Below are 19,540 nucleotides of genomic sequence, written 5' to 3'. Positions count from 1 at the left end.
CGGCTGCAAAACCCCACGTTTAACCCGCACGGTGACCTCCGGGGGTGGCCCCGTTCCGACCCCCGGCAATGCATTGAGTGGCGGGGGGCGTGCGCTCCCGCACCCCCCCCCACCGCCGCGTGCCTTTCGCCTCGCCGCGAAACATAATCGTGAAAACTGATGCACTCGACTTGTTTCATCACGCAGACCTCGCCGGCAAAGCGTTCCAGCGCGTTCCAGTAGGCGCCGTCATTCATCAGCGTGAAGTGGAAGCCGAGCTCAAGCGGAATGCGCTTGCCCTGGTATTGCGCATCGAAGGCGGCGCGGAACGCGTTATAGGTCCGGTCAGCGAACTCTTCTGCCATGCTCGGCCGCTCGAAGCCGCCGGAATGTCTGACATAGAGATTGTAATCCATGGCGATCACGCGCCTTGAGCTCGGCCCTTCCGGGATCTGCGGCAGCGAAAAGCGCGTGATGCCGTTGACGGTCGGCGGCTCGACCGGCCCACGCGAGACGCCGCTTGCGTCGAGCAGGAAACCGGCCGCGGGCAGCGCCTCGTAGAGCGCCTTGTTTGCCGACAAATAAGGCGCGCGGAACCCGACCACCGACTTGCGGGCGAAATCGCGCCAGCCCTTTGGTTCGGGTGCAATGCCGTTGATCGAATAGGCGTTCTCGAGAATATGCTTGAACGAGCCGAACTCGCCCAGCCAGTCGGCCTTGCTCCAGTCCTTGCCGTCGAAGTGCCCACAGCCGTGGCTGCCGATGTCGTGGCCTTCTGAGGCCGCAAGGTTGATCTGCTCGAGCCGGTCGGCGACTTCCTGCCTGGAGGCGGCAAAGCCGATATTCGATTTGCCTTCTGTTTTGCCGGGCGCGGTGTATTCCTTGCGTGTCTGCGGCGACAACAGGAACACGCAGGAGACGAAATAGGTGAAATGCGCGCCTGTGCGCCGGGCCAGCGCCCGGCTGCGCTGCCACTGCGAAATGTCGCGGGCGCTGTCGAATGAGATGATGACGATCTGCTTCGGTTTTGCCGGCGGCGCCGGCGGGTCGGCAAAAGCCGCGCCGGTAGCAAGCGCGGCAATCGAAAACGCAACAACGCGGGACAAACGGGGCAAAGGCATCTGACCGGATCAAGGAATGTAGAAGCGACGCCTACCGGTGAAATATGGCACGGGTAGGATCGACCTGTACGGCCGCCGTTGGCGGCGACTGCCTCGTGAATAGGCGATTTTCCTGCCGAACCCCTTCCATGCCGGCAAAATTTCGCTAAAACGCGGGCTCATCAACCGCCCCGCCCGGGGCAGGAAATGGTTTTGATCCATGTCGGACGACAGTTTTATCCGCGAAGTCAACGAAGAGATTCGTCGCGACCAGGCGCATGCGCTGTGGGACCGTTTCGGTCCCGCCTTGCTCGTGCTGGCCGTGCTGGTGGTGCTCGGCACTGCTGCTGTCGTCGGCTACCGCTATTGGGACGAAACTCGCGCCAACCGCTCGGGCGATGCTTTTTCGCAGGCGCTCAAGCTTGCTAATGACGGGAAGAACGACGAGGCGCTTGCCGCTCTGGAGGCGTTGGAGAAGGACGGCTACGGCGCCTATCCGCTGCTCGCCCGCATGCGCGCGGCAACCGTCAAGGCGGACAAGGGCGACGTCGACGCCGCCGTCAAGGATTTCGACGAGGTCGCCGCCGACACCAAGATCCCCTCTGGCATTCGCGACATGGCTCGTCTCAGGGCAGCGCTGCTTCTGGTCGACCACGGCTCTTTCGCCGATGTCTCCAGCCGCGTCGAGGCGCTCACCGCCGACACCAACACGCTGCGCCATACGGCGCGCGAGGCGCTTGGCCTTGCCGCCTGGAAGGAAGGCAAGGCGGCGGATGCATTGAAGCTGTTCGACCAGATCGCCGCGGATGATGGCGCCCCGCGCAACACGCGCGAGCGGGCGACTTTGATGTCCGAGCTGATCCGCGGCTCGGGCGGCGTGTCGTGATAGTCCATGACCTTCAAAGTCGCCATCATCGGCCGGCCTAACGTCGGCAAATCGACCCTTTTCAATCGGCTGGTGGGAAGGAAGCTGGCGCTTGTCGATGATACGCCCGGCGTCACTCGCGATCGCCGCGTCCATGCCGCAAAGCTCTACGACCTGCATTTCGACGTCATCGACACCGCCGGCTTCGAGGATGCGGCTGCCTCGACGCTGCCCGGCCGCATGCGCGCCCAGACCGAGATCGCCATCCGCGAGGCCGACCTGATCTTTTTTACGATCGATGCCAAGTCCGGGCTGATGCCTGACGACAAGACGTTCGCCGAGATCGTGCGCAAGTCCGGCAAGCCGGTTGTCGTCGTTGCCAACAAGGCTGAGGCGCGCGGCGCCCAGGGCGGCATGCTGGAGGCCTGGGAGCTCGGCCTTGGCGAACCGATCCCGGTCTCGGCCGAACACGGCCAGGGGCTGCCCGATTTGCGCGACGCGGTGATCGCAGCACTTGGCGAGGCGCGCGCCTTCGGCGAGGACGAAGAGGCCGGCGAGGATGAGGTCGCCGCCAGCGAGGTGCTGATCGGCGAGGACATCACCGACCCGGACGCCGAGCCGAGCTATGACGACACCAAGCCGATGCGCATCGCCGTCGTCGGCCGCCCCAACGCCGGCAAGTCGACGCTGATCAACGCACTAATCGGCGAGGAGCGGCTGTTGACCGGCCCTGAGGCCGGCATCACTCGCGATTCCATCTCGGTCGACTGGGACTGGCATGGCCGCCGCTTAAAATTGTTCGACACCGCCGGCATGCGCCGCAAGGCCAGGATCCACGAAAAGCTCGAAGTGATGTCGGTGCAGGACGGCTTGCGCGCCATCCGCTTTGCCGAAATCGTCATCATCGTGCTCGACGCCACCATTCCCTTCGAGAAGCAGGATCTGCAGATCGCCGACCTGATCATCCGCGAGGGCCGTGCCCCGGTGATCGCCTTCAACAAATGGGACCTCGTCGATCATCCCCAGGAGTTGCTGGCCGAGCTGCGCGAAAAAACCGAGCGGCTGCTGCCGCAGGCGCGCGGCATGCAGGCGGTGCCGGTGTCGGCCGAGACCGGGCGTGGCCTCGACAAGCTGATGGATGCTGTCATCAGGACGCATCGAGTTTGGAACAGCCGTGTGTCGACCGGCAGGCTCAACCGCTGGCTGGAAGGCATCCTGGCGCATCATCCGCCGCCCGCTGTCGCCGGGCGTCGGCTGAAGATCAAATATGTCACGCAGGCCAAGACGCGGCCGCCGGGCTTCGTCGTCTCCTGCTCACGGCCGGATGCGATGCCGCAATCCTACGTCCGCTATCTCTCGAACAGCCTGCGCGAGGCTTTCGACATGCCCGGCGTGCCGATCCGCATCGCCTTGCGCACCTCGGACAATCCTTTCGCCGGCAAGGCAAAGAAGCGCCACTAGATCATCATTGGCGGAACCTTGCGAGACGTCGGCGGGACAGCGCCCCCCTCTGCCCTGCCGGGCATCTCCCCCACTTGGGGGGAGATTGGCCGTCCTCTCCGCTTTCGCCAATCTCCAACATTGAAAGAGGGGCGGGACGGCGAACCTGCCAATCTCCCCCCTCGTGGGGGAGATGTCCGGCAGGACAGAGGGGGGCGCGAAGGATCGCGGCGCTCGTTCTGCGTTTCTGGATTCTTCAACTGACGAAGCTACGAGGCTTGCGGTCATTTCGGCTCATCGGCCTTAAGCCACCTTCCTCAGACCATTCGCATCGCCGCTTCCGGGCAAGGCTTCCAGCGCTGCCTGCAGCAGGATGTCGCCAAGCCGCGCTGCCACGGGGTCGGGCTCGGCCTCCTTGCGATGCAGGAACAGCGCCATCTTGGGCAAGGCGGGCAGCCCGGCGATCTCCGGCGTCATCGCCCTGACGGTGGCCGGCAGGCCGATATCGGTGCGGATCGTCAGTCCGAGCCCGGCGGCGACGGCTGCCCAGATGCCGCCAAGGCTCGGGCTGGAGAAGGCCATCCGCCATGCCAGGCCGGCGCGGTCGAGCGTTTCGGTCGCCACGCTGCGCAGCAGGCACGGCGCTTCGAGCGCCACCAGCGGCAACGCCTCGCCATCGCGCAGGCTGGTCTCGATCTGTTTTGCCGGGCCGATCCAGCGCATCTGGACGTCGGCGACATGCCGGCTGTAGGGCAGCGTCGCGCCATTGTGCCAGGCAAGCGCGATATCGAGGCTGCCCGAAATGATCCGTTCGGCAAGCTCATGGCTGCGTGCGATCCTGGCCTCGATCTTGACCTTGGGATGGGCGCGGGCGAAGCGCCCGAGCACCTCCGGCAGCACCGCCTCGCCGAAATCCTCCTGTAGCCCAAGCCGCACCCAACCCTCCAGCTCGATATCGTGGATCGCGGAGGCGGCCTCGTCATTGAGCTCGATCAGCCGCCGCGCGTAGCCGAGCATGGTCTCGCCCGCGTCCGTCAGCGCCAGGCCACGCCCAGATTTGCGGAAGATCGGCGTCGCCGCCTGGTCCTCCAGCTTCTTCAATTGGGCACTGATTGCCGAGGTCGAGCGGCCGAGCCGGTCGGCGGCCTTGGCGAAGCTGCCCAGCTCCATGCCGGTGACGAAGCTGCGCAGGACGTCGAGATCGAATGTCACGCGTCGCATGCCAATAATCCTGATATTCGGGACATTACGTCAAAAACTTCCTGATATTCAGTACGAAGCTATGGCGGTAGAGAGAGCGCGTCAAGACCGAATGCAGCCGACCCATGCAGGAGCTGAACCATGTCCGCTGTCGCCACACGAGCAGATTGCAAACCGCTTCGCCCGGCCGCCGTTGCCGCCCCGTCAGAGGCGGCGGCACTTCGAGCCAATCATCGCTGGAAGGTGCTGGGCATCGGCGTCGCCGCCAATGCCTGCTTTTCCGCGACCTTCTCCGGCATTCCGGCGACGGCGGTGTTCCTGCGCTCGGGCTACCATCTCTCCAATGGCGAGCTCGGCCTGGCGCTTGGCCTTCTCGGCCTGGGCGTGGCGCTGAGCGAATTGCCGTGGGGGCTGCTGACCGATCGCTGGGGCGACCGCCGCGTGCTGCTGACGGGGCTCGGCGCAACCGCGGTTTGGCTGCTTGTCATGGCCGCGCTGGTCGTGCCGTCAGCGGCCCATATTCCCGGCATCGCGCTTCTCGCCGCTGCCCTGCTGGTCACCGGATTGCTCGGCGGCAGCGTCAACGGCTCCAGCGGCCGCGCCATCATGGCCTGGTTCGGCGAAGGCGAGCGCGGCTTTGCCATGAGCATCAGGCAGACGGCGGTGCCGCTTGGCGGCGGGCTTGGCGCGCTCGTGCTGCCAGCGCTCGCTTCAGCCCATGGCTTCACGGCAGTCTTCGGACTGCTGGCGGCTGCATCCGCGGTCTCGACCTCGCTCGCCTGGCGCTGGCTGCATCAGCCGCCGGCGCATGACGATGCCAATTCGGGCAGCATGGCATTGTCGTCCGGCCCGGCGCCGCTGCGCAACCCGGCCGTCTGGCGCATCGCAACAGCCACCGGCCTGCTTTGCTTTCCGCAGGTGGCGGTGCTTACATTTGCTTCCGTGTTCCTGCATGATTTCGCCGGCATGGGAACAGCCGTGATCAGCGCCAGCCTGGCTGCCGTGCAGGTCGGCGCCATGGTCATGCGCGTCTGGAGCGGCCGCTACACCGACCGTCACGGCAACCGCCGGTCGTTCCTGCGTCTGTGCAGCATGCTGAGCGTGGCCGCCTTCACCGTGCTTGCGGCGCTCGTCTTGTTTTCGGCCCAATTCTTGTCAGGCCAAGCGCCGATGCTGTCGCCGGCGATCGTTGCGGTGCTGGTCGTGGCCGGTATCTGCGTCTCCTCCTGGCACGGCGTTGCCTACACCGAGCTTGCGACGCTGGCCGGCGCCAGCCAGGCTGGAACGGCGCTCGGCCTCGCCAACAGTCTGGTCTTCATTGCCTTCTTCCTGGTGCCGATCGCCATTCCCGGGCTTCTCGTGCTCTGCTCGTGGGCAGGCGTCTGGCTGGGTGCGGCTATTTGCGCGCTGATCGCCTGGCCGATCTTTCTTCCGTCAAGCGATGGCCGCAAAAGCGCCTGACTTCGACACGAGATGGGAAAACAACGTTCTAAGCTGTTAACGCCCCATCAAGGTTAATGCATCATTGTAGCTCTCCAGTGGGGTCCGTCGCGTTTCTGGAGAGTTCCGTGCATCGACGTGTTTTGACGCGGCTTGTCGCCGCCGCCGGTGAGAAAAAGCGTTCCTTCCTGTCTCCCCTCGTTATTGGCCTTGGCATCTGGATCGGCTTTCCGACGGTCGCTGCCTATCAGGACATGACAAGCCTGGTCTCCGGTCTTGAGGCGCCGAGCGTCCGCTGGAACGCCTATGTCGAGAAATCCGTCGCCGGCTCCGTTCACGCCGCCGAAATGCCATTCCTCGATTCCAGCAGCACCGGCTCGCTCTCCGGCTCCGGTGTCCAACTGCCCGGCATCGGCGCCGTTTCGTTTCGCGGCAAGGGCAGCATCGCCGGCACGACGCCGGACGAGAACCGCATCACGCGTGCCGACAAGAAGGGCCGCATCATCCAGGTCTCGCCCGTCTCGCCGCCGAAAAACTTCAATGCCGGCTCGATCTTCGAGCGCACCTCTTCGCTGCTCCGCCCAAGCATGGACAGCGGCCTGAGGATGGCTTTCGGCAAGCCCGAGATCAAAGGCAAGGAAATCCAGATCGCCGCCGCCTTCCACACGCGCATCGACAAGAAGCCGGATCCCGGCGTACCGGCGATGCTTGCCGCGCTGGTCAACAATGATCATCCTGACGTGCTGGCGACCGCCTACGCCTCGTCCGCTCCCGATTATGCACAGGCGTCGCCCTTCGAGGCCTTGCTGCAGGACGAGGACCCGAACGATGGCCGCTTCATTCCGCCGCTGAGCAAGGGCGATCATTCGTGGATGCAGACGCCGCTGCCGGCGAGCGTCTTTTCCAAACCGGAGCAGGCCTGTCTCGCCAACGGCATCTATTTCGAGGCGCGCGGCGAATCCGTGCGTGGCCAGGCCGCCGTCGCTCAGGTCATCCTCAACCGCGTCCGCAACCCGACCTATCCGAACTCGATCTGCGGCGTCGTCTACCAGAACGACAACTGGTTCAACCGCTGCCAATTTTCCTTTGCCTGCGACGGCAGGAAGAAGCGCATCGACAACGCCGCCGCCTACAAGACCGCCCAGGATGTCGCCATGGCCGTCACAGCCGGCAAGATCTTCATTCCGGAAGTCGGCTCGTCGACCCATTATTACGCCAACTACGTCCATCCGGGCTGGGCGCGGACGATGCAGAAAATGACCAGGATCGGCCTGCACATCTTCTACCGCACCTATGGCGGCGGCTGGAGCTGAGTGCTCGGGCAGCCCTTGCATCTTTCGCGCGAGAGCGGCCGATCGAAGGCCCGTCGCCGTAGGGATTCGGCCGCAGCCCGCCAGAGGCCGCGTCGGGCACGATGTCGCACCCGAGCAAGTAGCTGATTTATAACAAAAAAATACTTGAGCTTGAACGTCCGCCCGTGGCTTGACGGGCGCGGACCCTCTAACTATGTTGCCGGCGACTTTAAGAAGCGGACGGACGGTGACGGTCTGACCGGGCAGGGGGGTTGCGTGGCCGACAAGAATGGGCCAGACGGAACCGGAAAAACCGGCCGCGGCAAGCAGCATGAAGCCGATATCCGCGACGAGGATCTTGAGCGCCGCCGGCGCGACCTTGAAGCATCGCTTGCGACAAGGCGGCCGGACCGGCTCGAGGGGAAAGACGACGCGAAAGCGGGTAGTGCGGCCGGGTACGGCCAGGCGCTCAAGCTGTCCAGCGAGTTCATCGCCGGGATAGTGGTCGGTGCGGCTCTCGGCTGGTTTATCGATCGCGTGGCGGGGACATCGCCATGGGGTCTGATAGTCGGGCTGCTGCTGGGTTTTGGCGCCGGCGTGCTCAATGTCCTGCGTTCAGCCGGGCTTGTGTCGGAATTCGGAACGGGCGACAAGCCGCGCGATCCGAAAGAATGAATTGAGGCGTCGCATGCCGGCGCATTGAACAGGATACTGAAGCCGTCTGCGGCTTTGATGGGGATTTAAAGTGGCTGCTGACAAGGTCGATCCGATCCACCAATTCCAGATCCATCCGATCATTCCGATTCACATCGGCGGCTACGACCTGTCTTTCACCAATTCGGCTCTGTTCATGCTTGCGACGGTTGCTGTCGCATCGGCGTTTCTCTACCTCAGCACGTCGGGCCGCAGCCTCATTCCCGGCCGCCTTCAGTCGGTCTCGGAAATGGCCTATGAATTTGTCGGCAATATGCTGAGGGACGCCGCGGGCACGCAAGGCATGAAGTTCTTCCCCTTGGTGTTTTCGCTGTTCATGTTCGTGCTTGTCGCCAACCTGCTTGGCCTGTTCCCGTATTTCTTCACCGTCACCAGCCACATCATCGTCACTTTCGGCCTCGCTGCGCTGGTGATCGGAACCGTGATCGTCTACGGCTTCATGAAGCACGGTCTCGGCTTCCTGAAGCTGTTCGTGCCGAAAGGCGTGCCCATCGTGATGATGTTGCTTGTCGTTCCGATCGAAGTGATTTCCTTCGTCTCGCGCCCGGTCAGCCTCTCGGTTCGTCTGTTCGCCAATATGTTGGCCGGCCACATCACGCTGAAGGTGTTCTCGGGCTTTGTCGTCAGCCTCAGCGCTCTCGGCACGCTTGGCATTGCGGGTTCGGTCCTGCCGCTGGCGATGGCCGTGGCTTTGACGGCTCTGGAGTTGCTCGTGGCGCTTTTGCAGGCCTACGTCTTCGCCGTGCTGACCTGCATGTATCTGAACGACGCCCTGCACCCTTCGCACTGATTTAGAGTTTCCGGCATTGCCGCCGGATGGAATCGCAACGGAATTTTAGATCCAAAGGAGTTGAATAAATGGACGCAGAAGCAGCAAAGTACATCGGCGCCGGCATCGCATGCCTCGGCATGGGCGGCGCGGGCATTGGCCTCGGCAACATCTTCGGCAGCTATCTGGCGGGCGCGCTGCGCAACCCGTCGGCCGCCGACGGCCAGTTCGGCCGTCTGATTTTCGGCTTCGCCGTGACCGAAGCGCTGGGTATTTTCTCGCTTCTCATCGCGCTTCTCGCCCTGTTCGGCTGAATACTTGTTCGGCTGAACGTTGGGAAGAATTGAACAGGCCGGCCGCGATCCTGCGGCGGGCCTGAATTTCGGGGATAGTCCATGTTCGTGACATCTGCCTTTGCGCAAGAGTCCGCGCCCGCCGCAACGGAAGGCGACACGCACGCCGCCACCGGCGTGCCCGCCGAGGCGCACGGCACGTTTCCGCCATTCAATCCGGCGACGTACCCGTCACAGCTGGTGTGGCTGGCAATCACTTTCGGGCTGTTCTATCTCTTCTTGAAACGGGTGGTGATGCCGCGCGTTGGCGGCATCATCGACGTGCGCAACGACCGCATCACGCAGGATCTCGATCATGCTGCCCGGCTGAAAGGCGAGGCCGATGCCGCCGTTGCCGCCTATGAGCAGGAATTGGCGGAAGCCAAGGGCAAGGCCAATGCGATCGGTCAGCAGGCCAACGATGCGGCCAAGGCGGAAGCCGAAGCTGCCCGCAAGACGATCGAGGCAGCGCTTGACCAGAAGCTTGGCGAGGCCGAGGCGCGCATATCTTCCATCAAGGCCAATGCCATGAAGGAAGTCGGCACGATCGCCGAGGACACCGCTTCGGCCATCGTCGAGGCGCTTGTCGGCGGCAAGGCCAGCAAGGCCGAAATCGCGGCCGCGGTCAAATCCGTGGCCGGGTGAGGAGCGCATCATGGACGCCACATCTCTCGCGACGCTTTGGGCAACGGTTGCTCTCGTAATCTTCCTCGGCATCGCCATCTACATCAAGGTGCCGGGCATGATCGCCAAGGCGCTCGATGCGCGTGCCGACAAGATCAGCAGCGAGCTCGAGGAGGCGCGCCGGTTGCGCGAAGAAGCCCAGCAGCTGCTTGGCCAATACCAGCGCAAGCGCAAGGAAGCCGAGCAGGAGGCCGCGGCCATCGTTGCCGCCGCCAAGCGTGAAGCCGACATGCTTGCCGCCGAGGCGCACAAGAAGACCGAGGACTATGTCGCCCGGCGTACCGCTTTGGCCGAGCAGAAGATCGGCCAGGCCGAGCGCGAAGCAATCGGCGAAGTGCGTGCCAGCGCCGTCGATATCGCGGTAGAGGCCGCGCGCGCGCTGCTGGCCGGCAAGATCGACGCCAAGGCCGGCGCCGACCTGTTCAACGCCTCGCTGCAGGATTTGAAGTCGAAGCTGAATTAAGCGACTTCATCGAGAAATTCATCGAAAGCCGCCCGGGAAACCTGGCGGCTTTTTTGTTAGCGAAAGCGGCCAAGCGCGTAATCTCCCCCCTCGAGGGGGAGATGGCCGGCAGGCCAGAGGGGGTAGCCGCGCGTGAGGCGCCAGCCCTTCTCTTTCGTCCCGCATGGCGTCGCGCCAGGACGTACCGACCCCCTCTGTCGCCTTTGGCGACATCTCCCCCTCAAGGGGGGAGATTACGCCTAGCCGACAGGGTCGCTCAATCCAAACCCGAAAAACCCTCTTCCTCCAGCACCTCGGTGCCGCCGAACCGGAACGGCGCGAAGGAGGCGCGGTGCAGCCGTGCCACTGGCCCGTGCAGATCGATCGCCGTGCGATGGCGGACAGTGGCGTAGCCCATATGCAGCTCGAAGCCGTAATGCGCATGATGGCTGCCGCAGCCGCACATCATACGGTCGCGCATCACCTTGGCGACGATCGAGGCTGCGGCGATCGACTGCGAGCGCTGGTCGCCCTTGATCAGTGCTTTGCCCTCGCAGGGCAGGCCGGGCGGCACGTCGCGGCCGTCGGCCAGTGCCAGCTTCGGCCGGATTGACAGGCCGGCCACGGCACGGCGCATCGCCTCCAGGCTGGCCTTGAGAATGTTGGAGGCATCGATGCCTTCGGCACTGACCGAGGCCATCGATACGGCGAGTGCGGAGCCGAGGATTTTCAGGAACAGCGCCTCACGCTGCAAATGCGTCAGCCGCTTGGAATCGTCGAGGCCGTCGGGGATGTTGGCGGGATCGAGCACCACCGCTGCCGCCACCACCGGCCCGGCGAGCGGGCCGCGGCCGGCCTCGTCCATCCCCGCCACCGGCCACAGGCCTTCGGCCATCGCCTTCGTCTCGAACGAGAAGTCGGGTTTCTCGACAATTTCGAAGAGAAGCGGAGAATCGGAACGCGGGCGAGCCATGGTGCGGCGAGGTTCGCATCGGCTCCGATTCTCCGCAAGTCCCTCCGGGTCGGGCGGGGCACCGGACCAGGAGGGGCTACCGTCTGCAAGCCCGGGGACAGGACAGGCCGGACGGGATTTTTGCCTGTTGCCGGCCGTTTCAACCGGCTGGCGCGAGACGCTTTGTCACAGCAGCATCAGCTGCTCGGTTGCCTTGGCAGCGGGGACGAACCGGTCGGTCCTGAGCGAGCGCCGCTCGGCGTTGAGGCCGAGCCGTTTGGCAGCGATCTCGAAACGCCGGCCGATCTGCCAGGCATAGGGACCGGAGCCTTTCATGCGCTTGCCCCATTCCGAATCGTAGTCCTTGCCGTCGCGCATCGAACGGATCAGCGACATGACGTGGCGATAGCGATCGGGATAATGGCGCAGCAGCCAGTCCTTGAAGATTGGCGCGACCTCCAGCGGCAGGCGCAGCAGCACATAACCGGCCTCGCGCGCACCCGCTGCCCGTGCCGAATCGAGGATGCGCTCCATCTCCGGGTCGGTCAGTCCGGGGATGATCGGCGCGACCATCACCGAGGCCGGTATGCCGGCATCCGAAAGCTGCCTGATCGCCTCCAGCCGCTTGGTCGGCGTCGACGCGCGCGGCTCCATCGTTCTGGCCAGCATCCTGTCCAATGTCGTCACCGACAGCGCCACCTTGGCCAACCCGCGCTCGGCCATGCGCGACAGAATGTCGATGTCACGTGTCACCAGCGCCGATTTGGTGACGATGCCGACCGGATGGCCGCGCGCCTCCAGCACTTCGAGGATCTCGCGCATGATCCGGTATTGCTTCTCGATCGGCTGGTAGGGATCGGTATTGGTGCCGATGGCGATGGTGCGCGGCTGGTAATTATCCCTGGACAATTCCTTGTCGAGCAGCCGCGCCGCATCCGGCTTGGCAAACAGCTTCGATTCGAAATCCAGCCCCGGCGACAGCCCCATGAAGCTGTGCGTCGGCCGCGCGAAACAATAGACGCAGCCATGTTCGCAGCCACGATAGGGGTTGATCGAGCGGTCGAAGGAGATGTCGGGCGATTCGTTGCGGGTGATGATGGTGCGCGGCTTCTCGACCTGTACCTCGGTCTTGAACGGCGGCAGCTCCTCCAGCGAATTCCAGCCGTCGTCGAACACATGCCGGCTGACCGGCTCGAAACGGCCGGACGGATTGATGCCCGCCGACCTGCCGCGATTGCGGTCCGGGCGGACGCGCATGCCGCTCTGCTCGATCATCGCATTCGCCATCTCGGCCCTGCCAGCGCCGAAGGCTGCAATATCGGCACGCACGATCTGTTCCATTTTGGCCCTTTCCCAGGGACTGTCCGCCCGCTGTCGAATCGCTCTGCTCATGAATGTATTCCTATCGCTTTGATGAGAACAAAGCAAGAACTTATTCGCGGCGCGCCGCAAAAACTGGCGCTGCCCACCGCTTTCCGCTATTCGGCTAGACATGCTCAGCGTCCTGATCGAAACCCTGAATGACGAGGAGGGCCTTGCCCGCACGCTCGCCTCGCTGATCAGCGGCGCGGTCGAAGGCGTGGTGCGCGACGTTCTCGTCTGCGATACCGGCTCGACCGATCAGACGCACCGCGTCGCCGAACATGCCGGCTGCCACTATGTCAGCGGCGGCATCGCCGCCGGCATCAGGCAGGCCAAGGGCGACTGGCTGCTTTTGCTGGAACCGGGAGCGCGGCTGGGAGAGGGCTGGATCGACGAGGTCGTCGCCCATACGGCGAGGCAAACCATGGCGGCGCGATTTTCGCGGGCACGCGGCAGCCGCGCGCCGTTCCTGTCACGGGTCTTTGCCGGAAATCGCGCTCTCGCCGAAGGCTTGGTGATCAGCAAGCGTCAGGCCGCCGCGCTGTCGAAGAATGCCCGCAGCGCCGAAGCGATCGCCCGCGGCCTGGCGACCAGGAGGCTCCACGCCGAGATCTGGGTCGCGCCGCGGAAGTGACGGCTTACCGTGCCGGTTCAGGGAACCCCGCCCAAACAAATTTTCTGGCGGGTCGTCGTTTATTGTGCATTGCACAAAATCTGGCTGGGGGTTACCATTCCCGGCGATATGGGCGAATAGGGTTTTGGGGTGTGCCGGAGCGGCGACGACTAACGTCGATGCTGTTCCCTCGATATTGTGAGGACCCCGATGACCCTTTCAAGCCCTGACAAGTCCGGCGCTGCAAGCCTCGAGGCGATCGCACGCAACGGCGGTACGCTGCGCCGCATCGCCGCCCGCATCCCGACCTATCTTTCCGACCTTCGCGAGAATCCGGCATGGCTGCCGATGTTCATGCTGGCCCGCACCATGCCGGCGCGGCGGCTGCACTGGCGCGGTGCAAAGCCCGTTCGGCCGGCGCGCAATGTCGGTGAAACGATGTTCGCCGGCGTCGACCGCGATGCCGTCGTCGGCGCGCTGCGCACCGAGGGGCTCTATTCGGGCCTGATGCTGCCGGCCGCCATCCATGAGGAGATTGCCCGCTTCGCCGAGCGCACGCCATGCTTCGGCAATTTCGACCGCCGGCTGGAATTCCTGCCCGAAAAACACGCCGATGCCGAAAAGCATTTCGGCCGCCCGCTGCTCAGCGGTCACTATTTCGAGCGGGTCCTCGACTGCAGCGCTGCGGTCGCCGTGCAACGTGATCCGCTGCTTCTCGACGTCGCGGCACACTATCTCGGCAGTCAGGCCAAGCTGATCACCACCCGCGTCTGGTGGAGCTTTCCGACCGGTGGCGTCTCGGACGCCGACAAGAACATGGCCTCGCTCGGCAAATACCATTTCGACCTCGACGACTGGCGCATGCTGAAATTCTTTTTCTACCTGGTGCCGGTCGACGCCGACACTGGGCCGCATGTCTATGTCCGCGGCTCCCACAACCGCCGCATCCTGAAGCATCAGCTGACGCTGCTGGTCGGCCATTCGGCGGAAGAGGTGCTGGGCGTCTACGGCGAGCAGAGCCCGGTCACGCTGACCGGGCCGGCCGGCCTCGGCTTTGTCGAGGATCCGTTCGGCTTCCATATGGGCACCGTGCCGACGCGCACGCCGCGGCTGATGATGGAGGTTGGCTTCGGCGTCTCGCCGCCGTCGCGCCGGCGTTTTCACGGCGAGCCGGTCATTCGCTAAACCGAGGTCGCTTGGCTGATACCTCGGTTCGTCTCAGCCGCGCCGCAAATGCTCGTCCAGCCGCGGCATGATCTCGACGAAGTTGCAGGGCATGTGCCGGTAGTCGAGCTGCGGCTTCAAGATGCCGTCCCAGGCGTCCTTGCAGGCGCCGGGCGAGCCCGGCAGCACGAAGACGAAGGTGGCATTGACGACGCCGCCGGTTGCCCGGCTCTGGACCGTCGAAGTGCCGATCTTGTCGTAGGAGATGCGGTGGAACACTTCGGAAAAGCCGTCCATGCGCTTTTCGAAGATCGGCTCCAGCGCTTCCGGCGTCACGTCGCGGCCGGTGAAGCCGGTGCCGCCGGTGGTGATGACGACATCGATCGCATCGTCCTTCGACCAGCCCAGGACCTTGTCGCGAATCTTATCGCGGTCGTCGGTGACGATGTCGCGGGCGGCCAGGACATGGCCGGCCTTGGCAATGCGGTCGGCCAGCGTCTGCCCGGATTTGTCGTCGGCGAGGCTGCGCGTATCGGAAACGGTCAGCACCGCGATACGCACGGGAACGAAGGGGCGGCTCTCGTCAATCCTGGCCATGGGCATCAACTTCCGATGTCACGCTTCGCGTCGCCGCGACAAACCAGTCGGGATGGCGGCTGCGAATATCGACGGCCGCGCGCTTGGCCACATTGCCGGTCTCGAACAGCCCGAAACAGGTGGCGCCGGAACCGGACATCCTGGCAAAACCGGCTCCGGCCTTGTTGAGAACGGAAAGCGCCTTGCCGATGGCGGGCTGGATTGCACGCGCCGCAGGCTCGAGATCGTTGCGGGTGCTCTCCAGCCAGTTGCGGATGCTGTGGAAGTCGAGGCTGTGCGGCAGCGGCGGCAGCCCCGCATTGTCGCGGCGGCCAAGCGCCTCGAACACGTCGGCCGTCGAGACGGCAGTGCCGGGATTGACGAGCACCAGACCCAGCGCCGGGAAACCCGGCACGAGCGTCAGCTCGTCGCCGACGCCGCGGGCTATCAGCGGTCTGGCTGCGAGGCACATCGGCACGTCGGCGCCGAGCGACAGGCCGATCCGCGCCAGTTCGGCATCGCCGACATCAAGTCCCCAGGTCTGGACCAGGGCGCGCAGCACAGCCGCCGCATCGCTCGACCCGCCGCCGACGCCGGACGCAACCGGCAGGTTCTTTTCGAGCCTGATGGCGACAGCCGGTGCGTGCTGGGGACCGGCCTCGCGCCGCAGTGCATCGCGCGCTCTCACCACCAGATTATTGTCGTCGACCGGAACCGCGGAGGCGTATTTGCCGGACACGGAAAACCCATCGCTGTCGGCAAGTTCCGTCTCGATGCGATCGCCGAAGCGCGTGAACACAGCCAGGCTTTCGATCGTGTGATAGCCGTCGGCGCGCCGGCCGGTGACGTGCAGCGCGAGATTTATCTTGGCGTGCGCATGTGACGCCCGGATGCTGGCCTCGGAGTTCACTGGCTCGGCCGCGAGGGGGACGACGGTCAATCCTTGGCCAGACGGTATTCGCCGGTCTTCGGGTCCTTGACCAATGTTCCCATTGTACCGTTGGCGGCTTGCTTTTCGGTACGCCGCACCTTGGCGGTCACACGCTCGGCTTCCCTGACGAAGGAGCGGTAGCCGAAATAGGCGGCAATGCCGACGACGGCGAAGAAAATGATCTGCGGCATGTCAAACTCCTCCCTCGCAAGGCCGGCAAGGCGGCCGGTCGGGTCGGTTGATGATTTATGCTAGACGCTTTCACCAGCTTTTCAAAGCCCGAAGCGCGCCCACAGCGCGCGCTCTTCCGCCGCATCGATGACGCCGCTTGCCGCGGCGGCGGCGATATCGGGCGCCGAAAAGCTCGAGCCGAACAGGCCGAAGCGGCCGAACAGGCCGCGCGGTGCGGTGATCAGCTTGAGCTGGGTTTTCGGCCCGAAACGGCTCTTCAGCACGCTGCGCATGTCGCCGAGCGCATCGACCAGCCCGAGCTCCAGCCCCTTTTTGGCCGTCCAGAACAGGCCGGTGAACAGGTCGGGATCATCCTTGAGCTTGCTGCCGCGCCTGTCCTTGACGAGATCGATGAAGGTCTCGTGGACCTCGAGCTGCAGCGCCTTCAGGCGCTCGACGTCTTCCTTCTTTTCCGGCTTGAACGGGTCGAGCACCGCCTTGTTCTGGCCGGCGGTGTGGACGCGGCGCTCGACGCCGATCTTCTTCAACAGCTCTGGAAAGCCGAACGAGGCCGACACCACGCCGATCGAGCCGACGATGGAGGACGGGTCGGCAAAGATCTCGTCGCCGGCGACCGCGATCATGTAGCCGCCCGAGGCCGCCACGTCCTCGACGAAAACCAGGACTTTCTTGTTCTTCTCGCTCGCCAGGTCGCGGATGCGCCTGAAGATCAGCCGCGACTGCACCGGTGAGCCACCTGGCGAATTGATCGAGATGGCGACCGCCGGCGCGTCGAAGGAAAACAGCTTTTCGAGAAGGCCGGCGGTGGAAGCGAGCGACAGGCTCGGCCGGAACTGGCCGCCGCCGGGCATGATGGTGCCGTGCAGGCGGATGACCGGAATGGTGACGACGGCGGAGCGCCAGGATTTCGGCAGCAGGCGGTTGAAAAGGCGTTTCACGAGGGGGCGGTCTCCGGTCGATTTGCTTGAGGCATGTAGGAATTCGCCGGCCAACGGCAATGCCGTCACGCCGGCAATCAAAATGGATCAGTCTCCGAACAGCGACGCCAGCCCGTTATTGATCAGCTCTGCCCGTTCCGAGGGGCCATTGCCTGAATAGGCATGCAGCATCAGCGGCGGCCGGATCGACAGTTTGCCGCGTGCGCCGAGTGCTGCCCGGACGACGATGCGGATCGCCGCCGCTTCGGGGCGAGGGTGGACGGCCAGCATCTCGGCGTCGCCGAAGCGGCCGGCAATGGCATCGAGGATGGCGCCGAGCTGCTGCGGCCGGGCGATGACGGCCAGCCCGCCGCCCGGTCTGACCACCGCGGCCGCGCTGCGGATCCAGCTGTCGAACAGCCCGTCCTCCGAGACATGCGCGGCCTTTCTCAGCGGATCGGGCGTCGCGCGATCCACGGCGGCATTGAACGGCGGGTTCATGATGACGAAATCGAAGCTGTTGTTCTCGAGGCCGGCGGCCGCTCGCGCCCGGCCCGACAGCGCGACATCGGCGACGAGCACCGAGGCGCGATCACTGAGATGTGCATTGCCGGGATGGGCAAGGGTGGTGGTGGCGAAGGCCGCCATTTCCGGAGAACGCTCGACGAGCACTGCCGCGGCACCGGGGCAGCGCGACAGGACCGCCAGGCCGGCGGCACCGGCACCCGCGCCAAAGTCGGCAAGCCGCCCGGCGAAGGAGGACGGCACGGCAGCCGCCAGCATCATCGCATCCATGCCGGCGCGGTGGCCCGCCTTTCTCGGCTGCACCAGCCAGAAGCGACCGCGATGGAAGGCGTCGACCGTATGAGCCGGCATGTCCGGGACAAGGGCAGCGGGCGACGCGGACATTATTTTTGGCGGATCTCGTTGGCGATGCCAGCATCCGTCAGGATGCGCCGCGCCGCATCGGCCTTGTCGGCGTCCACCATGACACGGCGGGGCAGGATGCCGATCGAGCCGTCGAGAACGCTCATATTCTGGTCGGCGACGAAACAGCCGATGCCGGCATCGCGCATCAGCGATTCGACAAACGAAATGATGACGGCGTCGTTGGTGCGGATGAGCTCTATCATCGGATTAGGGCCATGATCTATCGATATGGTCGAAATGGCGCCTGAAACGGCAAGAAGATGCGAGGAGAAGCGCGAAGGTCGGGGTCTTTCCCCCGGCCGAGCGGTTCGACGACGCAGCTTGCAGCCGTTTCGGCGTCCGGAGGATGTGGTCCATCTGCCCGGCTACTTTGTCGCGAAGGACTTGAAAGCCGAATGGCTTCCTGCGCCTTCGCTCCGCGTATCCGGACAGATGGCCTCACACCATTTCGATCATATCGATAGATCATGGCCCTAAACTCGCAGTTTGCGGCGTTGATGTAAACGTAGGCGTGATCATGTACCAGAGCCGGCGCGCCAATTCGCCTCTTGCCGCGCCGGTGGGTGACACCCTAGAGTCTGTCCAGGGACCATGTTGCCGTCGTGCATATCGAGGTTGGGAGTTTTGCCGTGGGTGTCGTTCTCAACATTGAAAACGGGAAGCGCGAAGCCGCCTCGATAAAGGACCTCATCGACCTGACCGCGGCCGACATGGGGCGCGTCAACAAATTGATCCTGTCGAAGGCCGGCTCCGATGTCGAGATGATTCCGGAGATAGCCAACCATCTGATCTCGTCGGGCGGCAAACGGCTGCGGCCGATGCTGACGCTCGCCGCCGCCCAGATGTTCGGCTATTCCGGCGACGGCCATGTCAAGCTCGCCACATCGGTCGAATTCATGCATACCGCGACACTTCTCCACGACGACGTCGTCGACGAAAGCGGCATGCGGCGCGGCAAAAAGACGGCGCGTATGATCTGGGGCAATCAGGCCAGTGTTCTGGTCGGCGATTTCCTGCTCGGCCAGGCCTTTCGCATGATGGTCGATGTCGCCTCGCTTGAAGCGCTCGACATCCTGTCGAGTGCGGCCTCGGTGATTGCCGAAGGCGAGGTGATGCAGCTTGCCGCCGCCAAGAACCTCGAGACCACCGAGGACGAGCATTTCGCGGTGATCAAGGCCAAGACCGCGGCGCTGTTTTCGGCCGCCGCCGAGGTCGGCCCGGTCATCGCTCAGGCGACGCGCAATGATCGCGCAGCACTCCGCTCCTACGGCATCAATCTCGGCCTTGCCTTCCAGCTGATCGATGACGCGCTGGATTACGGCGGCACCAGCAAGGACCTCGGCAAGAATGTCGGCGACGATTTCCGCGAGGGCAAGGTCACGCTGCCGGTGATCCTCGCCTATCGGCGCGGCACCAAGGCCGAGCGCAGCTTCTGGAAACGCGCCATCGAGGACAATGCCGCCGACGATGCCGGGCTGGAAAAGGCAATCGGCCTGATGCTCCGCCACGGCGCAATTGCCGACACCATCGGGCGCGCCCGCCATTTCGGCGAGATCGCCCGCGACGCGCTGGCGCCGCTCGAGGCGACGCCGCAGAAATCGGCGCTGATCGACGTCATCGATTTCTGCATCAGCCGGGTGAATTGA

At 64.5% G+C, this 19,540-nt stretch carries 21 protein-coding genes and 1 pseudogene; 12 read left to right on the top strand and 10 right to left on the bottom strand.

Annotation, left to right across the window (positions count from 1 at the left end; genetic code table 11):
* Positions 1-104 precede the first annotated feature (104 nt).
* Positions 105-1,094, bottom strand: a pseudogene (locus NKI67_RS03935) (polysaccharide deacetylase family protein); the annotation flags it as partial.
* 205 nt (positions 1,095-1,299) lie between these two features.
* Between NKI67_RS03935 and NKI67_RS03930 the strand changes: the two are divergent.
* Positions 1,300-1,965, top strand: a complete 666-nt coding sequence (locus tag NKI67_RS03930; protein WP_023674063.1) for a tetratricopeptide repeat protein — start codon at positions 1,300-1,302, stop codon at positions 1,963-1,965.
* Between the two features lie 6 nt (positions 1,966-1,971).
* Positions 1,972-3,405 (top strand): ribosome biogenesis GTPase Der, encoded by a 1,434-nt coding sequence (gene der, locus NKI67_RS03925; protein WP_023674064.1) that lies wholly within the window; start codon positions 1,972-1,974, stop codon positions 3,403-3,405.
* Between the two features lie 282 nt (positions 3,406-3,687).
* Here the strand turns inward: der and NKI67_RS03920 are convergent, their stop codons facing one another.
* Positions 3,688-4,605: a LysR substrate-binding domain-containing protein gene (locus NKI67_RS03920; RefSeq protein WP_023674065.1), complete on the bottom strand. Its 918-nt coding sequence runs from the start codon at positions 4,603-4,605 to the stop codon at positions 3,688-3,690.
* Positions 4,606-4,725: 120 nt separating this feature from the next.
* Between NKI67_RS03920 and NKI67_RS03915 the strand changes: the two genes are divergently transcribed.
* From NKI67_RS03915 to NKI67_RS03885, 7 genes are all read left to right on the top strand, one after another.
* Complete coding sequence (locus NKI67_RS03915) at positions 4,726-6,045, top strand: MFS transporter (protein ID WP_023674066.1); 1,320 nt, start codon at positions 4,726-4,728, stop codon at positions 6,043-6,045.
* Between the two features lie 107 nt (positions 6,046-6,152).
* On the top strand, positions 6,153-7,337 hold the full coding sequence (locus NKI67_RS03910; protein WP_031211036.1) for a cell wall hydrolase: 1,185 nt from the start codon (positions 6,153-6,155) through the stop codon (positions 7,335-7,337).
* A gap of 255 nt (positions 7,338-7,592) precedes the next feature.
* Entirely contained in the window at positions 7,593-7,991 is a 399-nt protein-coding gene (locus NKI67_RS03905) for an AtpZ/AtpI family protein (protein ID WP_023674068.1), read from the top strand.
* A gap of 70 nt (positions 7,992-8,061) precedes the next feature.
* Positions 8,062-8,820 (top strand): F0F1 ATP synthase subunit A, encoded by a 759-nt coding sequence (locus NKI67_RS03900; RefSeq protein WP_023674069.1) that lies wholly within the window; start codon positions 8,062-8,064, stop codon positions 8,818-8,820.
* 68 nt (positions 8,821-8,888) lie between these two features.
* Positions 8,889-9,113, top strand: coding sequence for a F0F1 ATP synthase subunit C (locus tag NKI67_RS03895; RefSeq protein ID WP_006206606.1), 225 nt, complete (start codon positions 8,889-8,891; stop codon positions 9,111-9,113).
* An 81-nt stretch (positions 9,114-9,194) separates the two neighbouring features.
* Positions 9,195-9,776, top strand: a complete 582-nt coding sequence (locus NKI67_RS03890; RefSeq protein WP_023674070.1) for a F0F1 ATP synthase subunit B — start codon at positions 9,195-9,197, stop codon at positions 9,774-9,776.
* A 10-nt stretch (positions 9,777-9,786) separates the two neighbouring features.
* Positions 9,787-10,278 carry a F0F1 ATP synthase subunit B gene (locus NKI67_RS03885; protein ID WP_023674071.1) on the top strand — a complete coding sequence of 164 codons (492 nt, stop codon included), beginning with the start codon at positions 9,787-9,789 and terminating at the stop codon, positions 10,276-10,278.
* A 256-nt stretch (positions 10,279-10,534) separates the two neighbouring features.
* Here NKI67_RS03885 and rnhB read toward each other — a convergent pair whose 3' ends face one another.
* Together rnhB and NKI67_RS03875 are read right to left on the bottom strand one after the other, a co-directional pair.
* Entirely contained in the window at positions 10,535-11,230 is a 696-nt protein-coding gene (gene rnhB / locus NKI67_RS03880) for a ribonuclease HII (RefSeq protein ID WP_023674072.1), read from the bottom strand.
* 165 nt (positions 11,231-11,395) lie between these two features.
* Positions 11,396-12,550, bottom strand: coding sequence for a PA0069 family radical SAM protein (locus NKI67_RS03875; protein WP_023674073.1), 1,155 nt, complete (start codon positions 12,548-12,550; stop codon positions 11,396-11,398).
* Positions 12,551-12,701: 151 nt separating this feature from the next.
* On the opposite strand from NKI67_RS03875, the gene NKI67_RS03870 reads away from it, so the two are divergent.
* A complete protein-coding gene (locus NKI67_RS03870) occupies positions 12,702-13,205 on the top strand; it encodes a glycosyltransferase (protein WP_023674074.1) in 504 nt (167 codons plus the stop codon).
* 189 nt (positions 13,206-13,394) lie between these two features.
* The gene (locus NKI67_RS03865) at positions 13,395-14,369 is read left to right on the top strand and encodes a phytanoyl-CoA dioxygenase family protein (RefSeq protein ID WP_023674075.1); all 975 of its coding nucleotides are present in this window, start codon (positions 13,395-13,397) and stop codon (positions 14,367-14,369) included.
* A 33-nt stretch (positions 14,370-14,402) separates the two neighbouring features.
* Here the strand turns inward: NKI67_RS03865 and moaB are convergent, their stop codons facing one another.
* The 6 genes from moaB to NKI67_RS03835 all read right to left on the bottom strand — a co-directional run bounded on the left by moaB (position 14,403) and on the right by NKI67_RS03835 (position 18,097).
* Positions 14,403-14,945 carry a molybdenum cofactor biosynthesis protein B gene (moaB, locus tag NKI67_RS03860; protein WP_023674076.1) on the bottom strand — a complete coding sequence of 181 codons (543 nt, stop codon included), beginning with the start codon at positions 14,943-14,945 and terminating at the stop codon, positions 14,403-14,405.
* Entirely contained in the window at positions 14,932-15,834 is a 903-nt protein-coding gene (locus NKI67_RS03855) for a 4-(cytidine 5'-diphospho)-2-C-methyl-D-erythritol kinase (protein ID WP_023674077.1), read from the bottom strand. The genes moaB and NKI67_RS03855 overlap by 14 nt, the downstream gene beginning before the upstream one ends.
* Positions 15,835-15,860: 26 nt before the next feature.
* On the bottom strand, positions 15,861-16,046 hold the full coding sequence (locus tag NKI67_RS03850; RefSeq protein ID WP_023674078.1) for a membrane protein: 186 nt from the start codon (positions 16,044-16,046) through the stop codon (positions 15,861-15,863).
* Positions 16,047-16,127: 81 nt separating this feature from the next.
* Complete coding sequence (locus NKI67_RS03845) at positions 16,128-16,985, bottom strand: S49 family peptidase (protein ID WP_031211037.1); 858 nt, start codon at positions 16,983-16,985, stop codon at positions 16,128-16,130.
* Between the two features lie 87 nt (positions 16,986-17,072).
* Positions 17,073-17,873, bottom strand: a complete 801-nt coding sequence (locus tag NKI67_RS03840; RefSeq protein ID WP_352644491.1) for a tRNA1(Val) (adenine(37)-N6)-methyltransferase — start codon at positions 17,871-17,873, stop codon at positions 17,073-17,075.
* Positions 17,873-18,097 (bottom strand): putative signal transducing protein, encoded by a 225-nt coding sequence (locus tag NKI67_RS03835; RefSeq protein WP_023674082.1) that lies wholly within the window; start codon positions 18,095-18,097, stop codon positions 17,873-17,875. Before NKI67_RS03835 ends, NKI67_RS03840 begins: the two co-directional genes overlap by 1 nt.
* Positions 18,098-18,523: 426 nt before the next feature.
* Here NKI67_RS03835 and NKI67_RS03830 point away from each other — a divergent pair, with 426 nt between their 5' ends.
* On the top strand, positions 18,524-19,540 hold the full coding sequence (locus NKI67_RS03830) for a polyprenyl synthetase family protein (RefSeq protein WP_023674083.1): 1,017 nt from the start codon (positions 18,524-18,526) through the stop codon (positions 19,538-19,540).

The sequence above is a fragment of the Mesorhizobium sp. M0408 genome, assembly GCF_040321495.1.
Classification (GTDB): domain Bacteria; phylum Pseudomonadota; class Alphaproteobacteria; order Rhizobiales; family Rhizobiaceae; genus Mesorhizobium.
Note: the sequence above shows the minus strand (reverse complement) of the source record. Positions and strands in the feature narration are given on the sequence as shown.

Excerpts from the sequence above, each read along its gene's own strand:
- NKI67_RS03850 (WP_023674078.1), bottom strand. The coding sequence starts at position 16,046 with ATGCCGCAGATCATTTTCTTCGCCGTCGTCGGCATTGCCGCCTATTTC.
- moaB (WP_023674076.1), bottom strand. The coding sequence starts at position 14,945 with ATGGCCAGGATTGACGAGAGCCGCCCCTTCGTTCCCGTGCGTATCGCG.
- NKI67_RS03875 (WP_023674073.1), bottom strand. The coding sequence starts at position 12,550 with ATGGAACAGATCGTGCGTGCCGATATTGCAGCCTTCGGCGCTGGCAGG.
- NKI67_RS03865 (WP_023674075.1), top strand. The coding sequence starts at position 13,395 with ATGACCCTTTCAAGCCCTGACAAGTCCGGCGCTGCAAGCCTCGAGGCG.
- der (WP_023674064.1), top strand. The coding sequence starts at position 1,972 with ATGACCTTCAAAGTCGCCATCATCGGCCGGCCTAACGTCGGCAAATCG.
- NKI67_RS03915 (WP_023674066.1), top strand. The coding sequence starts at position 4,726 with ATGTCCGCTGTCGCCACACGAGCAGATTGCAAACCGCTTCGCCCGGCC.
- NKI67_RS03835 (WP_023674082.1), bottom strand. The coding sequence starts at position 18,097 with ATGATAGAGCTCATCCGCACCAACGACGCCGTCATCATTTCGTTTGTC.
- NKI67_RS03870 (WP_023674074.1), top strand. The coding sequence starts at position 12,702 with ATGCTCAGCGTCCTGATCGAAACCCTGAATGACGAGGAGGGCCTTGCC.
- NKI67_RS03930 (WP_023674063.1), top strand. The coding sequence starts at position 1,300 with ATGTCGGACGACAGTTTTATCCGCGAAGTCAACGAAGAGATTCGTCGC.
- NKI67_RS03840 (WP_352644491.1), bottom strand. The coding sequence starts at position 17,873 with ATGTCCGCGTCGCCCGCTGCCCTTGTCCCGGACATGCCGGCTCATACG.
- NKI67_RS03895 (WP_006206606.1), top strand. The coding sequence starts at position 8,889 with ATGGACGCAGAAGCAGCAAAGTACATCGGCGCCGGCATCGCATGCCTC.
- NKI67_RS03890 (WP_023674070.1), top strand. The coding sequence starts at position 9,195 with ATGTTCGTGACATCTGCCTTTGCGCAAGAGTCCGCGCCCGCCGCAACG.
- NKI67_RS03920 (WP_023674065.1), bottom strand. The coding sequence starts at position 4,605 with ATGCGACGCGTGACATTCGATCTCGACGTCCTGCGCAGCTTCGTCACC.
- rnhB (WP_023674072.1), bottom strand. The coding sequence starts at position 11,230 with ATGGCTCGCCCGCGTTCCGATTCTCCGCTTCTCTTCGAAATTGTCGAG.
- NKI67_RS03885 (WP_023674071.1), top strand. The coding sequence starts at position 9,787 with ATGGACGCCACATCTCTCGCGACGCTTTGGGCAACGGTTGCTCTCGTA.